Annotated in this window: 2 protein-coding genes; both read left to right on the forward strand. The window is 37.6% G+C overall.

Annotation, left to right across the window (positions count from 1 at the left end):
* Positions 1-138: 138 nt before the first annotated feature.
* Positions 139-555, forward strand: a complete 417-nt coding sequence (locus E0K96_RS12375; RefSeq protein WP_370519931.1) for a DUF6431 domain-containing protein — start codon at positions 139-141, stop codon at positions 553-555.
* Between the two features lie 285 nt (positions 556-840).
* On the forward strand, positions 841-946 hold a 106-nt coding region (locus tag E0K96_RS12220; protein ID WP_240924528.1), incomplete at its 3' end, for a hypothetical protein.

The following is a 946-nucleotide window of genomic DNA, read 5'->3' on the forward strand; positions in this document are numbered from 1 at the left end:
GTTTTCTCTTATGCTGGTTTAAAATCACGGGAAATTCTATAATGGTATTATCAGGATATATCTTCTGAAATCTATAGAAAGAAAAAAAGATGAAACCCTCCCGACCAAAGTTGAGTCTCATCTTGTCCTAACGACAATATGATAATATTAAAAACCAGCAGAAAAATCAATACCATTAATCAAAAAAATTATTCCAATGTTATCTTTTCACTGGATTTGTCTCTCCTATCATGTCCAAAATGCTCTCATAGAGGCTTGTCTGTTCATGGCTACTATAAAAGAAACTTCAAGGACAGCTCCATCAACATCCAGAGAGTCATATGCCCTCATTGCGGCAAAACTCATGCGCTGCTTCTTTTTCCCATGATTCCTTTCCTATCTGCTGTCTCCTTCGATGATATTGTTTCCATTCTTTCCGATTCAACAGATCATCTTATTATCGAACTGTCTCACATATACCATTTCATCGTTAAGCTTGGCAACTGCCCAATAGATGAACTGCTCATTTATAAGAAATTTTCCAGAAACCTGTATTTCTCTTTTCAAACCACATGACCTCTATGTCTTTCTGCTTCCATTTCCTCTATCATGAAGATGTAGAAAAAGAAAGGACGGGATGTTTTATGAAATTACAGATTCTATTGGCTTTGGATGGTGATGACGATGTGTGATAATACCACGACCATGTCCAGCTGCATCATTTCCCAGAATGATTTCCTTGTTTTCTTCAATATCGAGGATAAGGATATCGAAACATTCGATATCCATCATCAGAAGGATGGTGTCTATATTGATGTGACACTGAAGAGGAAGCCCCATCAGTGTCCTGTCTGCCTCAACATGACAGACAGAGTCAAGGACTATAGTGTCAAGCATATCAACCATTCCATACTGACAAACAAGAAATGCATCATCAATTACAGAGCTCGCAGATATAGATGTCCAA

The organism is Massilimicrobiota sp. SW1139 (assembly GCF_012027715.1).
GTDB lineage: Bacteria > Bacillota_I > Bacilli_A > Erysipelotrichales > Coprobacillaceae > Allocoprobacillus > Allocoprobacillus merdigallinarum.